Below are 21,812 nucleotides of genomic sequence, written 5' to 3'. Positions count from 1 at the left end.
TGCAGTGAATTGAGAAGGGTAAGTAATCAGCTAATGAAGTCGCAGGAGATCACCAAGCGCTGGGTGGACTTTTTTGTCAGCAAGGGCCACACCGCCGTTCCCTCCGCGTCGCTCGTTTCCAGCGACCCGTCTCTGCTTTTTACCGTGGCCGGCATGGTCCCGTTCATCCCCTACCTGACTGCACGTGAAGAGCCGCCCTACCAGCGGGCCACGAGTGTCCAGAAGTGCATTCGCACCGGTGATATCGAGGAAGTCGGCAAGACAGCCCGTCACGGCACGTTCTTCCAAATGTGCGGCAACTTCTCCTTCGGCGACTACTTCAAGGAAGACGCCATCAAGTTCGCCTTCGAACTCCTCACCACGAGCGTCGCCGACGGTGGTTACGGTCTTCCCGCTGAACGCCTTTGGGTGACGGTCTACGAAGAAGACGACGAAGCCAAGGAACTGTGGCTCAAGAACACCGGGATTCCCGCAGAACGCATCCAGCGCATGGGCAAGTCCGACAACTACTGGCACACCGGCCAGCCCGGCCCGGCCGGTCCCTGCTCCGAGATCTACTACGACCGTGGCCCGGAGTACGGCATCGAGGGTGGCCCCATCGCGGACGAAACGCGCTACATCGAGATCTGGAACCTGGTGTTCATGCAATACCAGATCGAAAATGTCCGCTCCAAGGTGGACTTCGACATCGTCGGTGAGCTGCCGAACAAGAACATTGATACCGGCCTGGGCATGGAACGTCTTGCCATGATCCTGCAGGGCGTCGAAAACATGTACGAGACGGACCAGGTACGTCCCGTCATCGACAAAGCCGCTGAATTGTCCGGTCGGGAGTACACCTCCGCCGAGTCCGACGACGATCCCCACCACACGGACGATGTCCGCATGCGCGTCGTGGCTGACCACATCCGCTCGGCGCTCATGCTTATTGCCGACGGCGTCGCGCCGTCCAACGAAGGCCGTGGCTACGTACTGCGCCGGTTGATCCGCCGTGCCGTGCGCGCCATGCGCCTGCTTGGCGTGGAGAAGGCCTGCCTTCCCGAACTGCTGCCGGTATCCCGCGACGCCATGAAGGGCGTCTATCCCGTGGTTGAAACGGACTTCGCGCGTATCAGCCGAATCGCGTACGCCGAGGAAAAGGCATTCTTGCGTACCATTGCCTCCGGCACCGCCCGCTTGGAGGATGCCGTGGCTGAGTCCAAGGCTGCCGGCACTCCTTTGTCCGGTGCTGATGCGTTCACCCTTCACGACACCTACGGGTTCCCGATCGACCTCACGTTGGAAATGGCCGAAGAAGCCGGCCTCAAGGTGGACGAAGCAGGCTTCCGCGCCCTGATGCTCGAGCAGCGCCAGCGTGCCCAGGCTGATGCCAAGGGAAAGAAGGGCGGTCACGCCGACCTCAGCGCCTACCAGGAACTGTTGGGCGAGGGCGACACCGTCTTCACCGGCTACGACGAACTCGACGGTGAATCACGGGTCCGCGGCATTGTCAGCAGCGGCCAGCGGGTTGCCCACGCTTCCACCGGCGACGAGATTGAGCTGGTGCTCAACGAGACCCCCTTCTATGCGGAGGCCGGTGGCCAGTCCGCAGATACGGGCCTCATTACGGGTGACGGTTTCGTCGTCGAGGTTCTGGATGTGCAGCGTCCCGTCAAGGGGCTCAGCGTTCATAAGGCGATTGTCCGCGAAGGTGAAATCGCCGCGGACGCGTTGGTGCGCGCCGCCGTCGACCGTGAACGCCGCCACGCCGCCGAGCAGGCGCACACCGGTACGCACATCGTGCACGCCGCCCTGCATCAGATCCTCGGCCCGGAAGCCACCCAGCGCGGCTCCTACAACAAGGCCGGCTACCTCCGCTTCGACTTCGCCTGGGGCGAGGGCCTGAGTGCTGCCACGCGCTCTGAAATCGAAGAGGTTTCGAACATCGCCATCCGGAACAACTTCCGGGTGGATACCAAGGTCATGGCCCTTGCCGAGGCCAAGGCCCTTGGTGCCATGGCATTGTTCGGCGAGAACTATGGCAGCGAGGTACGTGTTGTTGAGATCGACGGCGCGTGGTCCCGCGAGCTGTGTGGTGGAACGCACGTTTCCAACACCTCGCTGATTGGCAGCCTCTCACTTCTCGGCGAGCAGTCCGTGGGTTCCGGGAACCGCCGCGTGGAGGCGTTTGTGGGGCTCGACGCCTTCCGGCACCTCGCTGCCGAACGAGCACTCGTCACGGAGCTGACGGAGTTGTTGAAGGTTCCCTCGGGCCAGCTCGCTGACCGTATTTCCAGCACCTTGAACAAACTGAAGGCAACGGAAAAAGAACTTGACCGACTCCGCAAGGAACAGCTTGCTGCTGCCGCCGCCAACCTCGTGGGCACGGCGCGCGATGCTGCCGGTGTACGCGTTGTCGCCCACGACGCCGGGCAGGTGGGTGGAGCTGACGACCTCCGGAACCTTGCACTGGACCTTCGGAACCGCTTGGGGTCGGATGCGTCCACGGTTGCGGTTGCCGGTGTCAGCAACGATCGCCCTGTCATCTTGGTTGCTACGAATGAGGCCGCCCGCGAAGCAGGCGTGAAGGCCGGTGCACTGGTCCGCCTGGCCGCAGGCATCCTCGGCGGCGGCGGTGGTGGCAAGGATGACGTCGCGCAAGGTGGCGGAACCGACGCTGGGAAGGTCCCCGAGGCCCTCACAGCGGTGGTGGATGCGATAGCCAAGCGCTAACGGTGAATTCCAGTACGAACAGCGACGTCTACCCCCAGGGCATAAAGCTGGGGGTAGACGTCGGCACCGTCAGGGTTGGGCTTGCCATCTGCGATCCCGACGGAATCCTCGCCACTCCATTCAAAACATTGGGGCGGGACGCCAAGAAGAACTCCGACGTCCGCGTTGTGGTGAAGCAAGCCGCTGAACTGGGGGCAGTGCAGATTTTCGTGGGCCTTCCACGGACCATGAAAGGCGAGGAACGCAGCTCGGCGCAGATGGCGACGGAGTACGCCGAACTGTTGGCCAACGAGCTCGTTCGTTCCGGTCTGCAAGTCCCGGTCAACCTCGTGGATGAGCGCTTGTCCACGGTAACGGCGCACCGCAACCTGCACGAAGCTGGCATGAGCAGCAAGAACCACCGTAAAGTGGTTGATCAGGTTGCCGCTGCTGGAATACTTCAGCACGCGATCGACATGCAAAAAGCCAGAGGAACGGACGTAGGCCGCCGCGTACAGGCACCGGCGCCATCCGAAAAGCCCAGCAGTGCCCCAACGCTGCGGGCTGCCTCCGGCTGTGAACCCGATTCTTCTACGAGGGGACTGCAACTGTGAGCCCGGTCAACAACGACCCCTCCAGCGGTACCGCCGGTGGCGGCATGCCGCTGACCCGCAAGGAACTGCGGGCGCGGGAGAGATTCCTCGCCACGCAGAACCAAAACGTCGTACCCGTTCCTGAAGCCACTCCCGGTGAGCCGGCCACGCCCGCCGCGGTTGAGCCCGAATTGCCCCGTGTTGAGCCCGAACTGCCCCGTCCTGTCCCGGCAGTTGCCGCTCCTCCCGTTCCAGTGGAGCCGCCGACGGTAGCACCGGCACCTGTGGAGGATCCTGTCCCTGCCCAGGTTGACCCGGTCCGCCACGTCTCCGCAGACAGTGAACAGCATGTGGACGCGGACCAGCACGTAGCGGATGCCCACCCCGAGCCGGTGGTTGTGCATGCCTTTGCCGGCCATGCCGACGCCGGACACGTTGATGCGGCACACCCCGGCGAAGCGGTGCATGTGGATGCGGGCCACGTTGAGCTCGAACACGCGGATCCCCACCACGGGCATGACTACGACCATCACGACGATGCCGCTCACTCCGACGTGCACGGGTTTGCCGAACACGAAGCCCACTACGATTACGAGGATCACGGCAGCCACCAGGACGAGCATCCCCACGCGCTCATCGCAGCCATGGAGCCCCCGGTTTCCAAAGCGGCGGCCAAAAAGGCGCGACGCCGTCGTCGTGTCCTTGCGTTATTGATCACCCTGGGTGTCTTCATCGCGGCTATGGCGATCGGCGCCCAGTTCCTGAAACCGCTCCTGGGCATGGACAAAGTCACCGATTATCCGGGCCCTGGCTCAGGCTCGGTCAGCATCACTGTGCCGGAGGGAGCCGGGCCAAAAGCTGTTGCCAACGCACTCGTGGAGAACAAGGTCGTTGCCGATGCCGATGCCTTCGTGAAGGAGTTCATGAATGACGGAGGCGAACTGTCACCGGGCGAATTCACGTTCCGCACCGAGATGAAGAACTCCGATGCTGTGGCGGTACTCGTCAACAAGGACGCCTCCAAGGTCATCTACTTTGCACTGAGCGCGGGGCTCCGCATCAACGAATCGCTGGAGGCCATCTCCAAGGGTTCGGGCATCCCCATGGCCCAGCTCAACGGCTTCAACGAGGCGCCGGCCCAGTTCGGGGTACCGGCCAAGGCAAAGAACCTGGAAGGTTTCCTTGCACCCGGGGAATACCGCTTCCCGCTGGGAACGTCCGGCCAGGACATCATCCAGAAGCTCGTCAGTACCACCCTCGATGAACTCAAGGCCCAGGGAATCACTGATCCCGCCAAGCAATACGACACCGTGACCATCGCGAGCATCGTGCAGGCCGAGGGTGGCCAGGCTGATTACGGGAACGTCGCAGGCGCAATCTACAACAGGCTCAAGCCCAACAACACCGAAACCAACGGCTTGATCCAGTCCGACGCTACTGTCACGTATGGACTGGGGAAGAAGTCTTTCCACCTCACTGAGGAGGAAAAGGCGGACAAGTCCAACACGTACAACACGTATGCGAACGTTGGCCTGCCCGCGGGGCCCATCGGATCCCCGGGAAAGACCGCGATCGATGCAGCGGCCAAGCCAACGCAAAACGACTACCTCTACTGGGTGACCATCAACCTGGACACCAAGGAAACGAAGTTCTCCAAGACACTGGCCGAGCACAGCACCTATGTGGAGCAGTACAACGCCTGGTGCCAGGCCAATGCCGGACGGTGCGTGTGAGTCGTCGCGCTGCCGTCCTCGGACACCCGATCTCACACTCGAAGTCCCCGGCGATGCACACGGCAGCTTATGCCAAGCTCGGTGTGGACATCGCGTATTCGGCCATTGACCTTACGGTGGACAAGCTTCCCGCCTTCATGGAATCTGTCCGCGCGGACGGATCATGGTGCGGCCTCTCCGTCACCATGCCGCTGAAATCGGCCATGGTCCGCGAGGTGGACGAAGTGCGCGGTGCAGGTGCCCACCTGGGCGTCATCAACACAGTCGCCTTCGAGAACGACGGCGGCATCACCCGTCGTGTGGGATACAACACGGATGTGGCCGGTATCGTTGAGGCGGTTCGCTACGCCGGGGTCTCCGCGGCACCACACGCGGCCATCCTCGGTGGCGGGGGAACCTCTGCGGCCGCCATCGCTGCGCTGCAAGAGCTTGGCGCCCGCCATGTTGACGTCTTTGTGCGCGACGCATCGCGGGCGCTCGACGCCAAGGCGGCCGCGACCGCCGTCGGGATTTCCATGGCCTTGCGCCCGCTGACTGAGGCGGCCACCGCCATCGCCGGATGCGACCTCGTGATTTCCACCTTTCCGCCGCGCGCTGCAGATGCCCTTGCCGAGGAACTCGCGACGCAGCCCGGAACCGGAGCAGGTGTTCTACTGGACGTCGCCTACGACCCCTGGCCCAGCCGCTTGGCGGAAGTCTGGCACGGGCAGGGCGGGGCGGTGGTCCCCGGCCTCGAAATGCTGATGTACCAAGCGGCGGAGCAGATCCGTCGCTTCAGCGGCTGTGACGTCGACGCCGCTGTCATAGATGTGATGTGCGACTCAGTCGGGCTTCCCCGGCGGGTGTTCTAGAAGCCTTACATGGCAGGATTGGTTATATGTTGCGTTGGTTGACTGCCGGTGAATCCCATGGTCCGGCTCTGATCGGAATTGTTGAAGGCGTGCCTGCCGGTGTGGAACTCACCAGCGGGCAGATCCGCGATGCCTTGGCGCGCCGCCGCCTGGGCTATGGTCGTGGCGCCCGAATGAAGTTCGAACAGGATGAAGTCACAATCCTCGGCGGGGTCCGCCACGGAATCACCCAGGGTGGTCCCGTTGCCATCCAAGTAGGCAACACAGAGTGGCCCAAATGGGAGCAGATCATGTCGGCTGACCCCGTGGATGCCGAACTTCTGGCCGACCAGGCACGCAATGCACCGCTGACCCGCCCGCGCCCCGGCCATGCCGACTTCACCGGCATGCAGAAATACGGCTTCGATGAAGCACGTCCGGTTCTTGAACGTGCCAGTGCCCGCGAGACGGCCACCCGCGTTGCCCTGGGGACTGTTGCCGCCCAATTCCTCAAGCAGTTGGGCGTCGAACTGGTCAGCCACACGGTTTCCATTGCCAGCGTCACCGTACCTGAAGGCCGACCACTGCCTTCGCCGCAGGACGTCATTGCTCTGGACGCGGACCCCTTGCGGTGCTTTGACCGCGAGACCTCCGATGCCATGGTTGCCGAGGTGGACGCTGCCCACAAGGAAGGGGAAACCCTCGGTGGCGTTGTCGAAGTACTGGCCTACGGGCTTCCGCCCGGACTCGGCAGCTACGTCCACTGGGATCGGCGCCTCGATTCCCGACTCGCGGCTGCACTCATGGGAATCCAAGCCATCAAGGGCGTCGAGGTCGGGGACGGGTTCCTCACCGCGGCCCGCCGCGGTTCCGCCGCCCACGATGAGATCGTCAAAGATGAAAAGGGCAAGATCATCCGCCAGACCAATCGGGCCGGCGGGATCGAGGGCGGCATGAGCATTGGTGAAGTGCTGCGTGTCCGTGCAGCCATGAAGCCCATCGCTACCGTTCCCCGCGCCTTGCGCACGATTGACGTCAGCACGGGAGAGCCTGCCAAGGCACACCACCAGCGCTCGGACGTTTGTGCCGTTCCCGCAGCGGGTGTCGTCGCCGAGGCAATGGTGGCCCTCGTCCTGGCCGAAGCAATCGCGGAGAAGTTTGGTGGTGATTCCGTAGCGGAGACTGCGCGGAACCTGCAGGGCTACCTTGAGAACATCCCGGCTACCTTGGACTCGGTCGGCCGGTAGTGGCGGGTGCAATCCCGGACGGTTCAGTGGGCCGTCCCGTTGTCCTCGTGGGTCCCATGGCGGTCGGCAAGTCCGCGATCGGCCAGCAACTGGCACAGCAACTCAGCATTCCATTCGTTGATACGGACGCTGTTGTCGTTGCTGCCCACGGGAGTATCGCCGACATTTTTGCCGGGAGGGGAGAACACGCCTTTCGCGAAATTGAGGCCAGGGCAGTGGCGAAGGCCATCGAGTCCGCCAAGAACGAACCGGCGGTCATCTCCCTTGGTGGCGGGGCCGTGCTGGATTCAGGGACCCAGCAATTGCTGGGGGAGTGCACAGTGGTCTACCTCGAATGTGACGCTGAGACCGTCGCAGACCGGATAGCGCGCAACACGGGGCGCCCGTTGCTGCAGGGGGACGCTATGTCCCGGTGGGAAGCTTTGTTCGCCACCAGGCGTCCCGTCTATGAGCGCCTCGCAGACATCGTGTTGGACGTCCGTTCCGGATCCATCGCGGAAATCGGCCTCCTGCTGGAGGAGCGGCTGCGCCAGCATGCAGCCTTGAAAGAGGAAGTTGAAAAGTGAGCAACGAAGCAACTGTCATCAAGGTGACCGGCCAGTCCGCCGGGGAGAACTACGACGTCGTCGTGGGCCGCGGCCTCTTGGAGACCCTTCCCGCCAAGCTCGGTGAGAGGGTCCGGCGGGTCCTTGTCATCCATCCCCGGGCCTTGCGCCTCACTGGCGATACGGTGCGTGACGAGCTTGAGTCCGCCGGCTTCACAGCCTTGACAGCTGAGATCCCGGACGCTGAAGAAGGCAAGCACATCCAGGTGGCGGCCTTCTGCTGGCAGGTTCTTGGCCAAAACGACTTCACGCGTTCGGACGCCATTGTGGCTGTTGGCGGCGGTGCAGTCACCGACCTTGCGGGATTCGTTGCAGCGACCTGGCTTCGCGGGGTCAAGGTCATCCACATGCCCACGAGCCTCCTCGGCATGGTTGACGCCTCGGTTGGCGGCAAGACCGGAATCAATACAGCCGAAGGCAAGAACCTCGTGGGGTCCTTTCACCCGCCAGCGGCGGTCCTCGCCGATCTGGACACGTTGCAGACCCTGCCCAAAAACGAATTGGTTTCCGGGATGGCAGAAGTCATCAAGTGTGGATTCATCGCCGATCCCGCGATTCTGGACCTTATCGAGAAGAATACTGACGCCGTGACCGACCCGGGCTCGGATGTCGTTCGGGAGCTCATCGAGCGGGCCATCAGCGTCAAAGCGAGCGTGGTGTCGCAGGACCTCAAGGAATCCGGGCTTCGGGAGATTCTCAACTACGGGCACACCCTTGGCCACGCCATCGAGCTGGTGGAAAGGTACTCCTGGCGGCACGGCGCCGCAATTTCCGTCGGCATGATGTTCGCCGCCGAGCTGTCGCGCAGCGTCGGAAGGCTCACCGACACCGACGCCGACAGGCACCGCGCCATTCTCGAAAGCCTGGGGCTGCCGACCACTTACCGCAACGACCGCTGGCAGGGTTTGCTTGACGGCATGCGCAGGGACAAGAAATCAAGAGGTGACCTGCTGCGTTTCGTCGTCCTGGACGGTATCGCCAAGCCGGGCATCCTCGATGTTCCTGACACATCGCTGCTGTTCGCCGCCTACCAGGAGATCGCATCATGACGGCCACAATGACTGAGGGAATCAGCGACTGGCCTACTGCAGGCTTCCCTGGCGTCCGCATGAATCCGGACACCCTCCTTCCCGTGATCGTCAACGAGGACGCCATGGAGACTGCGCTGCAGGCCTCCGAGGATCCCGCGGACCGGATTATGGCCCTTTTGCTGGACAACCAGCCCAAAGAAGCTGCGGAACTCCTGGCGGAAGCCCGCTACAAGGATCCCGAATCGTTCCGGCTCCGGATTTTCGAGGCCGAGGTGCACCGCGCGACGAACCGCACGGACCGTGCCGTGCAGTTGTTCCGTCAGCTTCTGCAGGAAGTACAGGGCAGTACAAAGGAAGCCGTGGTGCACCAGTACCTGGGCCGGGCCTACTTCGTCAGCGGCAACGCCCTGGCTGCCTCCGAGGAGTTCGCCAAGGCCCTGGACCTGAGGGTTGCCATGGCTGCTGACGCGGCGCTGATCTACTCATCGGCGGTGGCGCTGCAACGCGCACGCAACGTGTTGGAACTTGCGTCCTGATCCTCTGACACGGGCCGACGACGAGCCACTGCCGGTTTGCCGGTAGAATGGTTGTTGGATTTTTGATAAATACGCGCTGGCGGGCCGTTGGCATGCTGGCTTGGCATACACGGCTGGACGCTGCACAACGCAGCAGGACCCAGTGAGAGAAACCAGAGGATACAAGTGGCAACCACAAACGACATCAAAAACGGCACCGTACTGAAGCTCGAAGGCCAGCTCTGGAACGTCCTTGAGTTCCAGCACGTCAAGCCGGGCAAGGGCGGCGCTTTCGTCCGTACCAAGATGCGCAACGTCATGTCCGGCAAGGTGGTCGACAAGACCTTCAACGCCGGCCTTAAGATCGAGACCGCCACCGTGGACCGCCGCGACTACCAGTACCTGTACCAGGACGGCGAAGACTTCGTGTTCATGGACACCACGGACTACGACCAGATCCACGTTTCCGGGGCAACCGTTGGCGATGCCACCAACTTCATGCTTGAGAACCAGATGGTCAACATCGCCATCCACGAGGGCACGCCGCTCTACATCGAGCTCCCCCCGAGCGTCGTTCTCGAAATTACCTACACCGAGCCAGGCCTCCAGGGCGACCGTTCGTCCGCAGGCACCAAGCCGGCAACCGTTGAAACGGGTTACGAGATCCAGGTTCCGCTGTTCGTCGAGCAGGGCACCAAGGTCAAGGTCGACACCCGTGACGGCAGCTACCTTGGCCGGGTCAACGACTAGTGAGTGCACGCGGTAAAGCCCGTAACAGGGCCCTTGAGGTACTTTTCGAGGCGGAACAGCGTTCCGTCTCGGCATTTGACGCGCTGAAGGCCCGTCGGGAGAAGACTGATCTCGTCATCAATCCCTACACCGTGGAAATCGTGGAGGGCGTGGTTTCGATGCAGCCCACCATTGATGAATTCCTCCAGACCTATGCGCAGGGCTGGACGCTGGAGCGGATGCCTTCGGTGGACCGCATCATCCTCCGCATCGGCGCCTGGGAACTGCTTTACAACGACGACGTCCCTGATGGTGTTGCCGTCAGTGAAGCCGTAGCGCTGGCGAAGTCGATGTCCACCGACGAATCCCCGACGTTCATCAACGGACTGCTCGGCAGGCTCCAAAAGCTCAAGCCCTCGCTCCTGGCGTAGGCATCAGGGCTGTGTCCCTGACATGAAGAACCCGCTTCCACAGTTAGTGTGGAAGCGGGTTTTTTCGCGGCCACGGCTACCCTCGCGGCTAAAACTAGGTCAGGACGGCCGCCCTCAAAGCCGGGATGGCGCGGAGGTGTTCGAGTTCGTCGTGCTGGTGGACGGGCACGTCGCGGCCGCTCAGGATTCGTTGCCGAGTGAAGGCCAGCGCAGTGCACCCCTTGATGAAGGCCCGCATCTGTGCAGCACGGCCGCGCGATGCTGCCCAGCGTATCGCCTGGCGACGCCCGCGGGTTGTCGCAAGCATCTCCACTTCGGCCGGAGTGAACCAGCCGGCCCTGGCATATTCCAACAGACGCTGCCGGGTGAGCTTGCCTTCCGCGAGTCGAAGGAAGATGATGCCGAGGGCAGCCACAAGGAAGATGGGCACCTGGACCACGAAGTAGTCAACCAGGAAGTCCTGTCCCATGCTGTTCCATCGGTTGTGCAGGAACATGGCCGGCAACAGGCCGATGAAGAAGGCAAGTACCGCGTAACCGGAGTGCCATCTGCGGGCGGCAAAGCCCATGATCAAGCCCGTGGTCCCGGTAAATATGGCGTGGGCGAAGGGTGACATGACCCCGCGAAGGATGAAGATCCGCACCAGGTCCGTGCCGGGATCGGACGATGAGGCGATCTCCCGACCGAAGTAGAGGATGTTTTCCGTGAACGCGAAGCCGGCAGCAATGGTGAATGCGAACACCACCCCGTCAACAGGCCCGTCGAAGTATTTGCGTGCCGCCAGGACCAGCAACAACAGGCCCAACGACTTGGTGAATTCCTCGACGATCGGCGCTTGCACCGTTGCCATGAAGTAGGTGAACGCTTCTTCGCTGGTGGTGGGAGCGGCGAGGGCAAAGACGGGTTGGATCAAAAGGGTGCCCGCAATCGAGACTGCTGCACCCCACGTGAAGGCAAACCAGAGCAACCTGTTCGGTTCGGGTTCCCACCGATCAATGAGTCGGACTGTCAGCAATACGACCGAGAGCGGAATCAGCGAAGCAACGAATCCGACGACGAAGCCTGTAATGCCGGTGTTGCCCAGAAGGAAGGGGACCACCAGCAAGAGGCTGCCGAACACCAACACGCCTCCTGCCAGGAGCAGGGGAAGGGTGCCCGGTGAGCGGCGGGGCTGTGCGGCCGGGACTGCCCACGTCTGGCGGGGGAGCGTTCCGGGGTTGCCAGGGGCCGGTTGGTAGTTGCCAGGCTGCACGCGGCCGATCCACGTCGGATTCGCTGCCGGTTCCAAGTACGGTCGCGGGTATGGCTGGTGTCCACCAGGATGGCCGGGATGGTTGGTGCTCATGGTTTAGAGCCTATTCCACCGCCGGAAGTGTGAGCTTAAACTCACTGGCGCCCCGTTGACCCGGTGAGGTGCGAACGGGCTGCTGTGGTAGTTTTGAAAGGCAAATATTCCTTTTTTAATTCCGTCCCGTGAGGCGGGGAAAGGGGAGACGAGCGATGACTGAAGTCACGTCAGCGCAGGTGCCGTCGCGGGTTGTCCTCAACCAGGCGGATATCGACCGTGCGCTTACTCGTATCGCCCACGAGATCCTCGAAGCCAACAAGGGCTCCCAGGACCTGGTTCTCCTGGGCATTCCCAGCCGCGGCTATCCCTTGGCTGTACGGCTCGCGAACAAGATCGCTGCAGCCGACCCCACGGTCAACGCCGAGACAATTGTCGGCCAACTCGATGTCACAATGTTCCGTGACGACCTCTCACACCAGCCGACCCGCCCTCCGCACCACACCCGCCTGCCGTTGAGCGGGATCGACAACAAGGTCGTGGTGCTCATAGATGACGTTCTGTATTCCGGCCGCACCATCCGTGCCGCCTTGGATGCGCTGGTGGACCTGGGCCGGCCCAGGATTGTCCGCCTCGCGGTGCTGGTTGACCGGGGCCACCGGGAGCTGCCCATCCGCGCCGACCACGTGGGCAAGAACCTGCCCACCTCGTCCGCCGAAAAAGTGCGCGTCCACCTTGAGGAAACCGACTCCGTGGACGGCGTGCCGGTCAACGAAGTAGTAATCGAGGCCGGCAAGTGAAGCACCTCCTCTCCACCGAAAACCTCAGCGCCCGGGATGCCATACGTGTCCTGGACACAGCCGAGGAAATGTCCGCTGTGGGCGACCGGGAAGTCAAAAAGCTGCCCGCACTCCGCGGCCGTACTGTGGTCAACCTCTTTTTCGAGGATTCGACCCGCACACGGATTTCTTTTGAAGCCGCAGCGAAGCGCTTGTCGGCGGACGTCATCAATTTCGCGGCGAAGGGCTCTTCTGTCTCCAAGGGCGAGTCGCTGAAGGACACCGCCCAGACCCTGGCTGCCATGGGCGCCGACGCAGTTGTCATTCGACATTGGGCATCCGGCGCACCGCACCGCCTCGCCGCCACGGACTGGATCGATGCCGCCGTCATCAACGCCGGTGACGGCACCCACGAGCACCCGACGCAGGCCCTTCTTGACGCGTTCACCATGCGCAGGCACTGGTCGCAGCTGAACGGAACTTCCTCCACGGGCGGCGACCTCAAGGGTATGCGGGTGGCCATTGCCGGCGATGTCCTGCACTCCCGGGTCGCCCGTTCCAATGTGTGGCTGCTCCGCACCCTGGGTGCCGACGTCACCTTGGTTGCGCCGCCCACACTGCTGCCGATCGGCGTCGAGCACTGGCCCTGCAAAGTCAGCTACAACCTGGACAGGACGCTGGAAGCCGGCGTGGACGCCATGATGATGCTGCGGGTCCAAGGTGAACGAATGAACGCCTCGTTCTTCCCGTCCACCCGCGAGTACTCGCGCCGCTGGGGGTTCGACGATGCCCGGCTCCAGGCCCTGGACGACCTCGGCATGAAGGACACCATCATCATGCACCCGGGCCCGATGAACCGCGGCCTGGAAATTTCTTCAGCTGCCGCAGATTCGCCGCGTTCCACCGTGCTTGCTCAAGTACGCAATGGTGTGTCCGTCCGCATGGCAGCTCTTTACCTCCTGCTTTCCGGCGATTCCCGGGACGCAGCCCCCACCTCCGCAACCCAGCCCACCAAGGAGAGCAACTGATGGCCGAAAACACGTACTTGATCCGTGGGGCCGCCATTCTCGGCGGCGAAGCCGAAGACCTGCTCATCCGCGACGGATTCATCGCTGCCAAAGGCAAGGACCTCAAGGAAGATGGGGCCACCGTCATTGACGGCAGCGGCCTCGTTGCCCTTCCCGGCATGGTGGACGTGCACACGCACCTGCGCGAGCCAGGCCGTGAGGACGCCGAAACTGTGGAGACCGGCACGCGAGCCGCTGCCCTGGGCGGCTTCACGGCCGTGCACGCCATGGCCAACAGCAATCCGGTCGCTGACACGGCCGGGGTCGTTGAACAGGTACACAGCCTCGGCCGCGCCTCGGGTTGGGTTGATGTGCGCCCTGTGGGCGCGGTAACTGTCGGACTCGCGGGCGAGCAGCTCGCGGAGCTTGGCGCCATGGCCGATTCCCGCGCCCAGGTGCGGATGTTCTCCGACGACGGCATTTGCGTCCATGACCCCGTTCTCATGCGTCGCGCACTGGAGTACGTCAAAGCGTTCGACGGCGTCGTGGCCCAGCACGCGCAGGAGCCGCGCCTTACCGCTGGTGCACAGATGAATGAGGGGGCCGTTTCGGCGGTGCTGGGACTGGCCGGCTGGCCGGCTGTTGCCGAGGAAAGCATCATTGGCCGGGACGTCCTCCTTGCCCAGCACGTGGGTTCCCGCTTGCACGTGTGCCACGTCTCCACGGCAGGTTCCGTTGAAATAGTCCGGTGGGCCAAGGCTCGTGGCATCAACGTGACCGCCGAGGTCACCCCGCACCACCTGATCCTTACCGACGAGTTGGTCCGCAGCTATGACCCTGTCTACAAGGTCAATCCGCCGCTGCGCACGGATGCCGACGTCCAGGCACTCCGCGAGGGCCTTGCTGACGGAACCATTGACGTCGTCGGAACGGACCACGCCCCGCACCCCAGCGAACACAAGGAATGCGAGTGGGCCCAGGCTGCGATGGGCATGACCGGCCTGGAGACCGCGTTGTCGGTAGTCCAAGCGACCATGATCGAAACCGGCTTGATGACGTGGGCGGACTTTGCCCGGGTGACCTCCTTCACACCGGCCGTCATTGGCCGGGTTGCTGATCAAGGAAGGCCGCTGGAAGTCGGGGAACCGGCCAATGTCATCCTGGTGGATCCCGCTGCGCGTTGGACGGTGGACCCCCATAAGATGGCAACCATGGGCCGCAACTCACCATTCAAGGGCAAAGAGCTGCCCGGATCCGTCGTGGCCACGTTCTTCAAGGGCCACCCCACGGTCCTCAACGGCAAGCTGAACACGCCGTACCGGTATTCCGAAGACACCACCACCCCGGAAACAGCCGGGGCAGTCAGCGGTAAATAATGGACAAAATCCTCCCCGGCTTGCTGGTCCTCTCCGTCATCATCGTCGCCTTCGCGCTCATCGCCGCAGGGTGGCGGAACCGGCTGAGGCGGCAGGCCGACGTCGAACGCCTCCCGCAGGTGCCGGAACAGCTGACGCCCGCCACCGTGGTGGCGGAAGGACAATACGTTGCCACCACGACGGCCGGCGACTGGCTGGACCGGATCGCGGTGCAGGGCCTGGGAATCCGAACCAACGCGGAATTGAGCATCCACCGGGAAGGTGTTCTCTTCGACCGTTCCGGCGGCGCACCGGTGTTCATTCCCCGCAGTGCCCTCACGGACAGCCACGAAACCGATGGCATGGCTGGAAAGTTCGTCGAAAAGGGCGGACTCCTGGTTATCAGCTGGAAGCTCGGTTCCCGGGAACTGGATACCGGCTTCCGTTCCAGACACGCCGCCGACAAGCAACTCCTCCTCGAAGCCATCCAAGAATTGATCTCCGCAGCCCCTCAGGCAGATGCCGATAGTGGAAAGTAATAAAGTGACGGACAGTAACGCAGCCACCACACCCACCCCCTCAGCAGCAGTACTGGTACTGGAAGACGGCCGCATGTTCCGCGGCCGCAGTTACGGTGCCCAGGGAACTGCCCTCGGCGAGGCGGTCTTCGCCACCGGCATGACCGGATACCAGGAGACCATCACCGATCCCTCCTACGCCCGCCAGCTTGTGGTGCAGACGGCACCGCACATCGGCAATACGGGCGTCAACAGCGAAGACGCTGAATCCCGCAAGATCTGGGTGGCCGGCTACGTCGTCCGCGACGCCGCCCGCCGTCCCTCCAACTGGCGCTCCGAGCGGAGCCTTGACGATGAACTCGTAGCCCAGGGAATCGTGGGCATCCAAGGCGTGGACACCCGCGCCATCACCCGGCACCTCCGCGAACACAAGACCATGCGTGCAGGCATCTTCTCCGGGGATGCCGCCAAGGCTTCCGACAAGGAACTGCTTGACATCGTCCTGGCCAGCGCCCCGATGGAAGGCTCCGCCCTCGCCGAGGAAGTCAGCATCGACGCAGCCTACGTCGTGGAACCCAAGGACCACGGCTGGGAAGGCGAACCACGGTTCTCCATTGCCGCCGTCGACCTCGGTATCAAGGCCATGACGCCGGTACGCTTTGCGGAGCGCGGCGTCCGCGTCCACGTCCTTCCAGCGACGGCCACCCTCGAAGAGGTGAACGCCGTTAGCCCGGACGGCTTCTTCATGTCCAACGGCCCCGGCGACCCCGCAACGGCTGACCACCAGGTGAAGCTGCTCCGTTCGGTGCTGGACGAGAAGCTCCCGTACTTCGGCATCTGCTTCGGCAACCAGATCCTCGGCCGGGCACTCGGGTTCGGCACCTACAAGCTCCGCTACGGCCACCGCGGCATCAACCAGCCGGTCATGGACCGGCGCACCGGCAAGGTGGAGATCACTTCTCAGAACCACGGCTTTGCCGTGGATGCACCCATGAACGGTGCCACGGTCGCCCCGGAAGAGCGCTACGGCCGTGTCGAGGTCAGCCACGTCAGCTTGAATGACGACGTCGTTGAAGGGCTTGCCTGCCTGGACATCCCTGCGTTCTCTGTCCAGTACCACCCCGAGGCTGCCGCGGGACCGCACGACGCCGCCTACCTCTTTGACCGCTTCATCGACCTGATGGCCGAAACCAAAGCCGGCGCTGAAAACTCCACCGAATCCAAGACTGAGGACAAGAAGTAATGCCCAAGCGTACAGATCTCAAGAGCGTCCTTGTCATCGGTTCGGGCCCGATCGTCATCGGCCAGGCGGCCGAGTTCGACTACTCCGGTACCCAGGCGCTTCGCGTCCTCAAGGACGAAGGCCTCCGCGTCATCCTGGTGAACTCGAACCCCGCCACGATCATGACGGACCCCGAATTCGCTGACGCCACCTATGTTGAACCCATCACGCCCGAGGTGGTGGAGAAGATCATCGCCAAGGAACGTCCGGACGCCGTCCTGCCCACACTGGGTGGCCAGACCGCACTCAACACGGCCATTGCGCTGGACAAGAACGGCGTGCTGGAGAAATACAACGTCGAGCTCATCGGTGCCAACATCGCTGCCATCGAACTCGGTGAGGACCGTGAAAAATTCAAGGGCGTCGTGGAGCGCTGTGGCGCCGAATCTGCCCGCAGCCACATCATCCACACCATGGAGGAAGCTTTCACTGCGGCCGAGGACCTCGGTTACCCCATGGTCGTCCGTCCCTCCTTCACCATGGGTGGCCTGGGTTCGGGCTTGGCCTACAACGAGGACGACCTCCGCCGCATCGTTGGCCAGGGCCTGCAGTACAGCCCCACCACCGAGGTCCTGCTCGAAGAGAGCATCCTCGGGTGGAAGGAATACGAGCTCGAGATGATGCGCGACAAAAACGACAACGTCGTTGTTGTGTGCTCCATTGAGAATTTCGACCCCGTGGGCGTGCATACAGGTGACTCCATCACCGTTGCCCCTGCACTGACCCTGACGGACCGTGAGTACCAGAAGCTCCGTGACGTCGCCATCGCCGTGATCCGTGAAGTCGGCGTTGACACCGGTGGCTGCAACATCCAGTTCGCCATCCACCCGGACACCGGACGCGTCGTGGTTATCGAAATGAACCCGCGTGTTTCCCGTTCCTCGGCGCTGGCCTCCAAAGCCACCGGATTCGCCATCGCCAAGATCGCCACCAAGCTTTCCCTTGGCTACACGCTGGACGAGATCCCGAACGACATTACGCAGAAGACCCCTGCATCCTTCGAACCGACGCTCGACTACGTCGTCGTGAAGGTTCCGCGTTTCGCATTCGAGAAGTTCCCGGCTGCCGACAACACGCTGACCACCACCATGAAGTCCGTGGGCGAGGCCATGGCAATGGGCCGCAACTTCACGGAAGCCCTCCAGAAGGCCTTGCGCTCCCTCGAGCAGAAGGGTTCGCAGCTGGACTTCAGCCCCGTGCCCGAGTACGAAGTCGCGGAGCTCGTGGAGAAGGCCAAGCGCCCCACCACCGACCGCCTGTACCAGGTGCAGCGTGCCCTTCTGGGCGGTGCCAGCGTCGAAGACCTTTATGCCGCCACCAAGATCGACCCTTGGTTCCTCGACCAGTTGCAACTGCTCAACGAGACCGCCCAGGACATCCGGAAAGCCGGCGTCCTCAGCGAGGACATGCTGCGCAACGCCAAGCGCCACGGCTTCTCCGACGAACAGATCGGTGCTCTGACGCACAACTCCGAGGCAGTCGTCCGCGGCGTCCGCCAGGCCTTGGGAATCCGTCCGGTCTACAAGACGGTGGACACCTGTGCTGCAGAGTTCGCTGCCTACACGCCGTACCACTACTCGGCGTATGACGAGGAAGATGAAGTAGGCCTGCACTCCAAGCCGTCGGTCATCATTCTCGGTTCCGGCCCCAACCGCATTGGCCAGGGTATCGAGTTCGACTATTCCTGCGTCCATGCTTCCATGGCGCTCCGCAAGGCCGGGTACGAGACCGTCATGGTCAACTGCAACCCGGAAACTGTCTCCACCGACTACGACGTCTCCACGCGCCTCTACTTCGAGCCGCTGACCCTTGAGGACGTCCTTGAAGTCATCGCCGCCGAAGAGCGTACCGGCGGCGTCATGGGCGTATTCGTGCAGCTGGGTGGCCAGACTCCGTTGAAGCTCGCCCAGCAGCTGGCCGACGCCGGTGTCCCCATCCTCGGCACGTCCCCCGAAGCGATCGACCTCGCCGAGCACCGTGGTGCGTTTGCCCGCGTCCTGGATGAGGCAGGACTGACCTCCCCGAAGAACGGTACGGCTGTCTCCTTCGAGGACGCCAAGAAGATCGCCGACGAAATCGGCTACCCCGTGCTGGTCCGTCCTTCCTATGTCCTGGGCGGCCGCGGAATGGAGATCGTCTACGACGAAGCCAACCTGTCCCGGTACATTGCCAACGCAACGGAAATCACGCCGGACCACCCGGTGCTGATCGACCGCTTCCTGGAAGACGCTGTCGAAATTGACGTCGACGCCTTGTTCGATGGCAATGACATGTACCTCGGCGGCATCATGGAGCACATCGAGGAAGCCGGCGTCCACTCCGGCGACTCCGCCTGCGTGCTTCCACCGATCACCTTGGGCAGCAACGTGATTGAGCGGGTCCGGACGGCGACGCGCGCCATCGCTGAAGGTGTTGGGGTGCGTGGCCTGATCAACATCCAGTTCGCGCTGGCTTCGGACGTCCTCTACGTCCTTGAAGCCAATCCGCGTGCCTCGCGTACGGTTCCGTTTGTTTCCAAGGCCACCGGCGTGCAGATGGCCAAGGCCGCAGCGCTCATCGGCACTGGGGTCACCATCAACCAGCTCCGCAGCGCTTACAAGATGCTGCCGGAAACCGGTGACGGCTCCTCGCTGCCCTTGGAAGCGCCCGTTGCCGTCAAGGAAGCCGTCCTGCCTTTCAGCCGCTTCCGCACTCCCGAAGGCAAGGTTGTGGACTCACTCCTTGGCCCGGAAATGCGCTCCACCGGCGAAGTCATGGGCATCGACAAGCACTTCGACACCGCGTTCGCGAAGAGCCAGGCCGGTGCCAATAACGCGCTGCCTACGGAGGGCAAGATCTTCGTTTCCGTGGCCAACCGCGACAAGCGCTCAGTAATCATGGGCGTTAAGCGCCTCTCGGACCTTGGCTTCGAGATTGTCTCCACGGGTGGCACCGCCGATGTCCTGCGGCGCAACGGCATCCAGGCAACTCCTGTCCGCAAGGTAGCAGAGGGAAGCAGCGCTGAGGGAGAGGGCACCATTGCCGACCTCGTGGTCGCCGGTGAGATCGACATGGTCTTCAACACGCCGTCCGGCGGCGAAGCGCGCAGTGATGGCTACGAGCTGCGCGCAGCGGCAACCTCCATCGGCATTCCCTGCATCACCACGGTGGCTGAATTCAATGCTGCTGTGCAGGCAATCGAGGCACTGAGGACCTACGAGTGGTCCGTCACCAGCCTGCAGGAGCACGCAGCCAACCTGACGGCCGCCCTGGAAGCCACGAATGCCTGAGTCGCACGGAGCACAGCAGCCGGCCCGGGAGTCGTTTGGCTCCCGGCTGGCCGCGGCCATGGCCGCGCGGGGTCCGCTTTGCGTCGGGATCGACCCCCACCCGCAGTTACTGCTTGATTGGGGACTGAACGACGACGTCGCGGGGCTGGAGCGTTTTTCCCTCACTGTCGTGGAGGCGGTGGCTTCCCTCGCTGCCGCGGTGAAGCCCCAGGTGGCACTGTATGAGCGTCACGGCTCAGCCGGCATGGCCGTTTTGGAGCGTACGCTGGCCTCCGCTTCGGATGCCGGGGTGCTCAGCATCGCCGACGCCAAACGGGGCGACATCGGTTCCACCATGGCAGCTTATGCCGATGCGTGGCTTCGCGACGGTTCAGCCTTGGCCGCGGACTCCGTTACCCTGAGCCCCTACCTGGGCTTTGAGTCGCTGCGGCCGGCACTTGACCTTGCAGCGCAGAACGGCAGGGGAGTCTTCGTGCTCGCGTTGACGTCCAACCCGGAAGGCAAATCCGTCCAGCATGTTGGCGGCAGCGACTCCGTTGCCCGGCGGATTGTGGCTGCCGCGTCGGAGGAGAACCAGCGATACGCGGGCGCCTTGGGATCAGTGGGGTTGGTTGTAGGGGCCACGATCGGCTCTGCCCTGGAAGACCTGGAGGTTGATCTCGGTCCACTCCGGGGAGCGATCCTTGCTCCCGGCCTTGGAGCCCAGGGGGCTACGCCGGCTGACCTTCGGGCAACTTTTGGCAGTGCCTATCCGGCCGTCCTGGCCACGTCCAGCCGCGGGATCCTGGCAGCAGGACCTACGGTGGCAGCCTTGCGGGCAGCTACGGAAGAGACATTGGCGGGACTCCGCGCCTAGGATCCGTACCGGTACCGCGACCAGGGGCCCGTTGCGCATCAAATCTCATTGCGCAACGGGCCCCCTGCCGGTAGGTTCAGCATCAGTCGTGTGATCCGCATCGCGATTTCCGAGGTGAGGGAGTGTGCAATGGCCCTTAAAGAGCTGACGCCGCAGGAACGTTCCGACGCTTTGGAGAAGGCTGCCAAGGCACGGGCTACGCGTGCTACTGCCAAGGAGAAGCTTAAACGCGGCGAGGTCAGCATTTCCGAACTCATCTCGGCAGGAACCACGGACGACGCCATAGCACGGATGCGCGTAGTCGAGTTGCTGGAGGCGTTGCCTGGCATAGGTCCGGTACGGGCGGCAGGCATCATGGCGGAGATCGGGATAGCCGGGTCCCGGCGTATCCGCGGATTGGGAATTCACCAGGCGCGGGCGCTGGTAGATTTTATGGAGACCCAGCAAAGCGTTTGACGCATCTCCCCGAAGGAATCCGTGAGCAAGAAACCTGGACTGACTGTCCTTGCAGGCCCCACTGCTGTTGGCAAGGGAACCGTATCCACCTACATCAGGGACAACTATCCAGAGGTTTGGCTGTCCGTGTCGGCCACAACCCGTGCAGCACGGCCCGGCGAGAAGGACGGCGTGCACTACTTCTTCAAGTCGGCCGACGAGTTCGACGCATTGGTGGCCCAGGGCGAGCTCCTGGAATGGGCTGTCGTCCATGGCCAGAACCGCTACGGGACCCTGCGGAGCACCGTCAACGCGGCTATCGAAGAGGGCAAGTCCGTCCTGCTGGAGATCGATCTCCAGGGCGCGCGGCAGGTCAAGGCTGCGGTGCCGGACGCTAAATTCGTCTTCCTGGCCCCGCCCAGCTGGGAAGAAATGGTCCGTCGGCTTGTGGGACGCGGCACTGAAACTGCCGAAGAACAGCAGCGCAGGCTGGAAACCGCTAAACTGGAACTTGCTGCTGAACCGGAGTTTGACCACACCGTCATCAATGACGACGTTCGCCGGGCAGCGGACGAGCTTGTTTCACTCATGGGGCTAACCCCGCACCAGCGCTAAGCGCTT

The 21,812-nt window shown here is 63.1% G+C and carries 20 protein-coding genes; 19 read left to right on the top strand and 1 reads right to left on the bottom strand.

The annotated features are described in order from the left end of the window. Positions 1–33 precede the first annotated feature (33 nt). The 10 genes from alaS (at position 34) to nusB (ending at position 10,405) form a co-directional block, all read left to right on the top strand. On the top strand, positions 34–2,712 hold the full coding sequence (gene alaS / locus AB0N65_RS03315; RefSeq protein WP_364157651.1) for an alanine--tRNA ligase: 2,679 nt from the start codon (positions 34–36) through the stop codon (positions 2,710–2,712). A 2-nt stretch (positions 2,713–2,714) separates the two neighbouring features. Next, positions 2,715–3,305, top strand: coding sequence for a Holliday junction resolvase RuvX (gene ruvX / locus AB0N65_RS03310; protein WP_364157648.1), 591 nt, complete (start codon positions 2,715–2,717; stop codon positions 3,303–3,305). Further along, a complete protein-coding gene (gene mltG / locus AB0N65_RS03305; protein ID WP_364157645.1) occupies positions 3,302–5,017 on the top strand; it encodes an endolytic transglycosylase MltG in 1,716 nt (571 codons plus the stop codon). The genes ruvX and mltG overlap by 4 nt, the downstream gene beginning before the upstream one ends. After that, positions 5,014–5,868 carry a shikimate dehydrogenase gene (locus tag AB0N65_RS03300; RefSeq protein WP_364157642.1) on the top strand — a complete coding sequence of 285 codons (855 nt, stop codon included), beginning with the start codon at positions 5,014–5,016 and terminating at the stop codon, positions 5,866–5,868. Before mltG ends, AB0N65_RS03300 begins: the two co-directional genes overlap by 4 nt. 26 nt (positions 5,869–5,894) lie before the next feature. Continuing rightward, positions 5,895–7,094 carry a chorismate synthase gene (aroC, locus tag AB0N65_RS03295; protein ID WP_364157639.1) on the top strand — a complete coding sequence of 400 codons (1,200 nt, stop codon included), beginning with the start codon at positions 5,895–5,897 and terminating at the stop codon, positions 7,092–7,094. Next, complete coding sequence (locus AB0N65_RS03290) at positions 7,094–7,660, top strand: shikimate kinase (protein WP_364157636.1); 567 nt, start codon at positions 7,094–7,096, stop codon at positions 7,658–7,660. Before aroC ends, AB0N65_RS03290 begins: the two co-directional genes overlap by 1 nt. Further along, positions 7,657–8,748, top strand: a complete 1,092-nt coding sequence (gene aroB / locus AB0N65_RS03285) for a 3-dehydroquinate synthase (RefSeq protein WP_364157633.1) — start codon at positions 7,657–7,659, stop codon at positions 8,746–8,748. Before AB0N65_RS03290 ends, aroB begins: the two co-directional genes overlap by 4 nt. After that, positions 8,745–9,266 carry a tetratricopeptide repeat protein gene (locus AB0N65_RS03280; protein ID WP_364157630.1) on the top strand — a complete coding sequence of 174 codons (522 nt, stop codon included), beginning with the start codon at positions 8,745–8,747 and terminating at the stop codon, positions 9,264–9,266. Before aroB ends, AB0N65_RS03280 begins: the two co-directional genes overlap by 4 nt. A gap of 165 nt (positions 9,267–9,431) precedes the next feature. Beyond that, positions 9,432–9,995, top strand: a complete 564-nt coding sequence (gene efp, locus AB0N65_RS03275) for an elongation factor P (RefSeq protein WP_364157627.1) — start codon at positions 9,432–9,434, stop codon at positions 9,993–9,995. Next, a complete protein-coding gene (gene nusB / locus AB0N65_RS03270) occupies positions 9,995–10,405 on the top strand; it encodes a transcription antitermination factor NusB (RefSeq protein ID WP_364157625.1) in 411 nt (136 codons plus the stop codon). The genes efp and nusB overlap by 1 nt, the downstream gene beginning before the upstream one ends. Before the next feature lie 94 nt (positions 10,406–10,499). Here nusB and AB0N65_RS03265 read toward each other — a convergent pair whose 3' ends face one another. Next, positions 10,500–11,750, bottom strand: a complete 1,251-nt coding sequence (locus tag AB0N65_RS03265) for a PrsW family glutamic-type intramembrane protease (RefSeq protein ID WP_364157622.1) — start codon at positions 11,748–11,750, stop codon at positions 10,500–10,502. Positions 11,751–11,905: 155 nt separating this feature from the next. On the opposite strand from AB0N65_RS03265, the gene pyrR reads away from it, so the two are divergent. The 9 genes from pyrR (at position 11,906) to gmk (ending at position 21,806) form a co-directional block, all read left to right on the top strand. Beyond that, positions 11,906–12,490, top strand: a complete 585-nt coding sequence (pyrR, locus tag AB0N65_RS03260; RefSeq protein ID WP_364157620.1) for a bifunctional pyr operon transcriptional regulator/uracil phosphoribosyltransferase PyrR — start codon at positions 11,906–11,908, stop codon at positions 12,488–12,490. Next, positions 12,487–13,497, top strand: coding sequence for an aspartate carbamoyltransferase catalytic subunit (locus tag AB0N65_RS03255; protein WP_364157617.1), 1,011 nt, complete (start codon positions 12,487–12,489; stop codon positions 13,495–13,497). The genes pyrR and AB0N65_RS03255 overlap by 4 nt, the downstream gene beginning before the upstream one ends. Continuing rightward, positions 13,497–14,852, top strand: a complete 1,356-nt coding sequence (locus AB0N65_RS03250) for a dihydroorotase (RefSeq protein WP_364157614.1) — start codon at positions 13,497–13,499, stop codon at positions 14,850–14,852. Before AB0N65_RS03255 ends, AB0N65_RS03250 begins: the two co-directional genes overlap by 1 nt. Then, positions 14,852–15,370, top strand: a complete 519-nt coding sequence (locus AB0N65_RS03245; RefSeq protein ID WP_364157611.1) for a hypothetical protein — start codon at positions 14,852–14,854, stop codon at positions 15,368–15,370. Before AB0N65_RS03250 ends, AB0N65_RS03245 begins: the two co-directional genes overlap by 1 nt. Then, a complete protein-coding gene (gene carA / locus AB0N65_RS03240) occupies positions 15,351–16,592 on the top strand; it encodes a glutamine-hydrolyzing carbamoyl-phosphate synthase small subunit (RefSeq protein ID WP_364157608.1) in 1,242 nt (413 codons plus the stop codon). The genes AB0N65_RS03245 and carA overlap by 20 nt, the downstream gene beginning before the upstream one ends. Continuing rightward, positions 16,592–19,900 (top strand): carbamoyl-phosphate synthase large subunit, encoded by a 3,309-nt coding sequence (gene carB, locus AB0N65_RS03235; protein ID WP_364157605.1) that lies wholly within the window; start codon positions 16,592–16,594, stop codon positions 19,898–19,900. Before carA ends, carB begins: the two co-directional genes overlap by 1 nt. Beyond that, positions 19,893–20,756 (top strand): orotidine-5'-phosphate decarboxylase, encoded by an 864-nt coding sequence (pyrF, locus tag AB0N65_RS03230; protein ID WP_364157602.1) that lies wholly within the window; start codon positions 19,893–19,895, stop codon positions 20,754–20,756. Before carB ends, pyrF begins: the two co-directional genes overlap by 8 nt. Positions 20,757–20,885: 129 nt before the next feature. Next, positions 20,886–21,212 carry an integration host factor, actinobacterial type gene (gene mihF / locus AB0N65_RS03225; protein ID WP_364157599.1) on the top strand — a complete coding sequence of 109 codons (327 nt, stop codon included), beginning with the start codon at positions 20,886–20,888 and terminating at the stop codon, positions 21,210–21,212. Between the two features lie 21 nt (positions 21,213–21,233). After that, complete coding sequence (gene gmk / locus AB0N65_RS03220) at positions 21,234–21,806, top strand: guanylate kinase (RefSeq protein WP_364157596.1); 573 nt, start codon at positions 21,234–21,236, stop codon at positions 21,804–21,806. The last annotated feature ends 6 nt before the right edge of the window (positions 21,807–21,812 follow it).

The sequence above is a fragment of the Paenarthrobacter sp. NPDC089322 genome, from assembly GCF_040684895.1.
In the GTDB taxonomy this organism is placed as follows: domain Bacteria; phylum Actinomycetota; class Actinomycetes; order Actinomycetales; family Micrococcaceae; genus Arthrobacter.
This window is presented reverse-complemented; position numbering and strand designations above follow the sequence as displayed.